We start from the raw sequence: 4,934 nt of genomic DNA, 5'->3' as shown, positions 1-4,934 counted from the left end.
CACATGGCCGGCGGCGCGCAGGGCCTCGGCCCGCTTGAGCGCCGCGCCGGCCAGCTGGGCGCCGGCCCGGGCCGCCTGCAGGCGCTGCCCGGCCGCCCCGACGGCCGAGGTGGCCGCGGCGACGCGGGCCTCCGCCTCGGCCCGCCGGCGGGCGTCCAGCACCTCGGCGCGGGCCGGCTCGAGGGCCACCAGCGGCGTGCCCGGCGACACCGCGTCGCCGGCGTCGAGCGCGATACGCCGGGCGTAGCCGGCGACCGGCGCGCTCACCACGTAGCGGTCGATGACCCGCGTGCGGCCCTCCTGCTCCAGGGCCACCCGCAGCGGGCCGCGGCTCACCACGCCGGTCTCCACCAGCACCGGCCGCGGCCGGAAGCCGAAGTAGAGCCCCACCGCCATCGCCACCACGATCAGCCCGATGAGGCCGCGGCGGCGCCATTCAGCCACGTTTTTCACACGCTCACTCCGGAGTCTTCAGGACGGCGACCAGGTCCAGCCGGTCGAGGCGGCTGCGCACCGCCAGGCCCGACAGGAGCGCCGACACCAGCACCACGGTGACGGCGAAGGCATAGGTCTGGGGCGCCAGCACCACCGGCACCCGGAACAGGTCGTTCTGCATCGTACTCGCGATGTAGGCGCACATCCATCGGCCGGCGGCCAGGCCCAGCGGGATCGCCGCGAGGGTCAGCACCGCCAGCTCACCGAGCAGGATGTAGGCGATCTCGCCGCGGGTGAAGCCCAGCACCCGCAGGCTCGCCAGCTCGCGGCCGCGCTCGGTGAGGGCGATGCGGGCGCTGTTGTAGATGACCCCGAAGGCGATCACCACCGCGAACACCGTCGCCACGTAGGTGAAGAACAGCATCGTCTCGTCCATCACCTTGTTGAAGGCGCGGATCTCCTGGATACGCTCCGCCACGCCGGCCACCCGCGGCACCCCCTTGAAGTGCTCGAACAGCCCGGCCAGCTGCGCCCTATCCACGCCCAGCCAGGCGCCGGAGAGGGTCGGCCCCTCGCGCAGCAGGGCGTTGAGGGCGGCGAGGTCCATGTAGCCCGAGACGCCCAGGTATTCCTTGACCAGCCCCGCCACCACCACCTCGAGCCGCGGCCGGGCGCCTTCGAGCACCTCGACGACGAGGCGGTCGCCGGCCTTCACGCCAAGGCGGCGGCCCAGGTGGTCGGTGAGCAGCAGGCCCTCGGCCGGAAGCGCCACCGGGCGCAGGTCGGCGTCGAGCAGGCGCTGCAGCTCGCCGCCGGATTCGAGGCCGCGGATGGAGGTGCGATATTCCAGATGGCCGCTTTTCAGGCGCACCGGCACCGCCCGGAACACCTCGACCCGCCGCACCCCCGGCAGCGCGGCGAGGTCGAAGCGGGCCCGGTAGGCGGTGGGGTCGGTGAAGCTCAGCGCCAGATCCTCGCGCTGGGACATGCCGAACTGCACGTTGAGCATGTAGCCCACCGTGTCGCGCTGGAACAGCCCGGTGAGGATGATCCCGCAGCCCAGCGCGATGCCCACCACCGCCAGCGCCGACTTGAGCGGGCGGCGGCCGATGTTGCGGGCGATCATCCGGGTCGGCTGGGACATCCAGCGCTTGAGGCCGAGCCGCTCGGGCAGCGTCTCGCGGTAGCGGGCCGGCGGCTCGGGGCGCATCGCCTGGGCCGGCTGCAGGCGCAGCACCCGCGCCACCGCCCCCCAGGCCCCGACGCCCGCCGCCAGCAGGCTGGCCCCGGCGGCCTGCACCACCACCAGGGGCTCCAGCGTGTAGCGCAGCCACGGGAAATGGTAGAAATCCATGTACAGCCCGGCCAGCAGCCCGCCGAGCCAGTAGCCCAGCCCGATGCCGCCGGCGATGCCGGCCGCGGCGATGGCCGCCACCAGCTTGAGGTAATGGGCCAGGATCGCCCCGTTGCCGTAGCCGAAGGCCTTGAGGGTGGCCACCTGCTCCCGCTGCATCGTCACCAGCCGGCCGATCACCACGTTGAGCAGATAGGCCGCCACCGCCATGAACATCGCCGGAAACAGCCCGGCCAGGGTGCCCAGCTGCTGCAGCTCCTCGGAGAGAAAGCGGTGGGAGCGCTGGTCCTGGCGCCCGTAGGCGCCCAGGCCGCCGTAGCGCTCCAGCAGCCCGTCGATGCCGGCGATCACCGCCGGGGCGCTGGCGCCGGGGGCGAGGCCGACCGCCAGGTCGTTGAAGGCGCCCTCCAGGTCGTAGGCCTGGGCCAGGGCCCGGCGCTCCATCCACATCACCCCGTAGCGCTTGTTGTCGGGAAAGGCCGAGCCGGGCCGCAGCTGCTGGATGAACTCGGGCGACAGCGCCGTGCCCACCAGGGTGAGCGCCTGGCGCCGGCCGTTGAGGAGGGCGTGGAAGCGGTCGCCCGGGTGCAGCCCGTGGGCCTCGGCAAAGGGCGTGCCGACCACCACCTCGTCGGCCCGCGCCGGCAGCCGCCCCTCTCGCAGGTGCAAGCCGTTGAGCCCGCCCGGCGCCGGCAGCGAGGCCATCAGCGCATTCACCGGCTCGCCGAAGAAGGGCATGTCGACGCGCACCGGGGCCACCACCCGGGTCTCCACCCGGTGCACCCCGGGCAGCGCGGCGATCCGCTCGCGCAGGGGCTCCGGCGCGCGCTTGAGGGACGCGAACAGATCGGCGAAGCGGTATTCCCGGTAGTAGCCCGCCTGGGTCTCGCGCAGCGCATGGAGGGTGGACAGGAACATCACGTGGGTCGCCACGCCGCACAGCACCACCAGCGCGATCGCCACCGCCTGGCCACGCATGTGCCACAGGTCGCGCCACAGCTTGCGGTCGAGGGCGCGCACGGCGGGCTACCAGCTCAACGCGGCGGCGGCCTGGCGCACCGCGTTGCGCTCGACGCGCTGCACCTGCCCGTCGGCAAAATACACCACCCGGTCGGCCATCCCGGCGATCACCGCGTTGTGGGTGATCACCACGGTGGTGGTGCCGAGCTCGCGGTTGACGCGGGCGATCACCTCCAGCACCAGCACGCCGGTGTGCACGTCGAGGGCCCCGGTGGGCTCGTCGCACAGCAGCACCTGGGGGCGCTTGGCCACCGCGCGGGCGATCGCCACCCGCTGCTGCTCGCCGCCGGACATCTGGCTCGGGAAGTGGTCCAGCCGGTGGGCCAGGCCCACCAGCGCCAGGGCGTCCTCGGGACGCATCGGGTCGCGGGCGATCTCGGTGACCAGGGCCACGTTCTCGCGGGCGGTAAGGCTGGGGATCAGGTTGTAGAACTGGAACACGAAGCCCACGTGCTCGCGGCGGTAGCGGGTCATCGCCGCGTCGTCGGCCACCGTGAGGTCGTGGTCGGCGTAGCGCACCGTGCCGCCGGTCGGCACGTCCAGCCCGCCGAGGATGTTGAGCAGCGTCGACTTGCCGCTCCCCGACGGCCCGAGCAGCACCAGAAACTCCCCGGCGTGGATGTCCAGGTCGACGCCCCGCAGCGCCTCGACCCGCACCTCGCCCATCTCGTAGACCTTGGTCAGCCCCCGCGCCTCGAAGATCGCGCGGCCGGCCTGCTCCAGTTCGCTCATCTCCGCCTCACCCGTGCTCTCCACCGACACCCCACCGCTGCCGCAACGATACCTCCGAACGGCCACGGCGTGCCCACCGCCGCGGGGGCCGGCGCGATGAATCTTGCACCCCTCCCCCCGAAACCCGACAATGCAGGGTTAGCCAATCAATCCGCTCTTTTAAGTGAAACTCGAACGCATCCTTCAGGCCCAGGGCTTCGGCAGCCGGCGCCAGTGCCGCCAGCTCATCGAGCTCGGCGAAGTCCGCATCCAGGGCGAAGTCGTCGACAACCCCGGTGCCGAGATCAACACCGCCGGCCTCGTCTTCGAGGTCGAGGGCGAAGCCTGGACCTACCGCGAGAAGACCTACCTCGCCCTGCACAAGCCGGCCGGCTTCGAATGCTCCCACGAGCCCAAGCACCACCGGGGCGTGTATTCGCTGCTGCCCCACCCGCTCGTCGAGCGCAACGTGCAGAGCGTCGGGCGGCTGGACGTGGACACCACCGGCCTGCTGCTGTTTTCCGACGACGGCGCCTTCATCCACAACCTGTCGTCGCCCAAGAAGCACGTCCCCAAGATCTACCGCGCCGAACTCGCCGAGCCCGCCTGCGACAAGCTGGTGCCGCGCCTCCTCGAGGGCGTCCAGCTCATCGACGAACCCCAGCCGGTGCGCGCCCTGTCGGCCACCCTGCTGGGCCCGACCACCCTCGAAATGTCCCTCGACCTGGGCAAGTACCACGTGGTCAAGCGCATGATCGCCGCCGCCGGCAATCACGTCGCCGCGCTGCACCGGGCTGGCTTCGGCGGCCTTCGCCTCGGCGAAGGCGTGCTGGCCGGCCTGGCCGAAGGCGAATGGGTCTACCTCGAAGCGGCCGACCTCCAACAACTGCATCCTGCCGCCTGAAAGGGCCCGCCATGACCGACACCCCCCGCCGCCGCCCGCCCCTGCCGACCCGCGAAGGCACCCTCAAGATCAAGCCCCGCGCCGCCGCGCCCACCGACGCCGCCCCGGCCGCCAAGCCTGGCCGCCCTGGCGACGCGCCGGTACGCAAGCGCAGCAAGGCCTCCTACCCGGACCAGGCCAACACCGAACCCGTGCGCCGCGCCCCGCGGCCGGAAGGCGACCGCCCGCGCGGCTTCGGCGAGCGCGGCCCGCGCCCCGATGGTGAGCGCTCCGGCCGCCCCTACGGCGACCGCCCCGAGCGCGGCGAGCGCCCGCCCCGCCCGGAGGGTGACCGCCCCCGCTACCGCGACGACCGCCCGCCCCGTTCCGGCGAAGACCGCCCGCGCGGCTTCGGCGAGCGCGGCCCGCGCCCCGATGGTGAGCGCTCCGGCCGCCCCTACGGCGACCGCCCCGAGCGCGGCGAGCGTCCGCCCCGCCCGGAAGGCGACCGCTCCCGCTACCGCGAAGATC

At 73.1% G+C, this 4,934-nt stretch carries 3 protein-coding genes and 2 pseudogenes; 2 read left to right on the top strand and 3 right to left on the bottom strand.

Annotation, left to right across the window (positions count from 1 at the left end):
• From ACE3OU_RS18565 to ACE3OU_RS18555, 3 genes and pseudogenes are all read right to left on the bottom strand, one after another.
• Positions 1-453, bottom strand: a pseudogene (locus tag ACE3OU_RS18565) (efflux transporter periplasmic adaptor subunit); the annotation flags it as partial.
• Between the two features lie 4 nt (positions 454-457).
• Positions 458-2,809, bottom strand: a complete 2,352-nt coding sequence (locus ACE3OU_RS18560; protein WP_374243043.1) for an ABC transporter permease — start codon at positions 2,807-2,809, stop codon at positions 458-460.
• 6 nt (positions 2,810-2,815) lie between these two features.
• Complete coding sequence (locus tag ACE3OU_RS18555; RefSeq protein ID WP_374243042.1) at positions 2,816-3,541, bottom strand: ABC transporter ATP-binding protein; 726 nt, start codon at positions 3,539-3,541, stop codon at positions 2,816-2,818.
• A 163-nt stretch (positions 3,542-3,704) separates the two neighbouring features.
• On the opposite strand from ACE3OU_RS18555, the gene ACE3OU_RS18550 reads away from it, so the two are divergent.
• Entirely contained in the window at positions 3,705-4,424 is a 720-nt protein-coding gene (locus tag ACE3OU_RS18550) for a pseudouridine synthase (RefSeq protein WP_374243041.1), read from the top strand.
• 11 nt (positions 4,425-4,435) lie between these two features.
• Positions 4,436-4,934: pseudogene (locus tag ACE3OU_RS18545) on the top strand (hypothetical protein); the annotation flags it as partial.

This window comes from Zoogloea sp., from assembly GCF_041908905.1.
Classification (GTDB): domain Bacteria; phylum Pseudomonadota; class Gammaproteobacteria; order Burkholderiales; family Rhodocyclaceae; genus Zoogloea.
The sequence above is the reverse complement of the archived record's forward strand: the minus strand, read 5'-3'. Positions and strand labels throughout refer to the sequence as shown.

Bases quoted from the DNA above. Each gene is read 5' to 3' on its own strand.
- ACE3OU_RS18555 (WP_374243042.1), bottom strand. From the start codon at position 3,541: ATGAGCGAACTGGAGCAGGCCGGCCGCGCGATCTTCGAGGCGCGGGGG.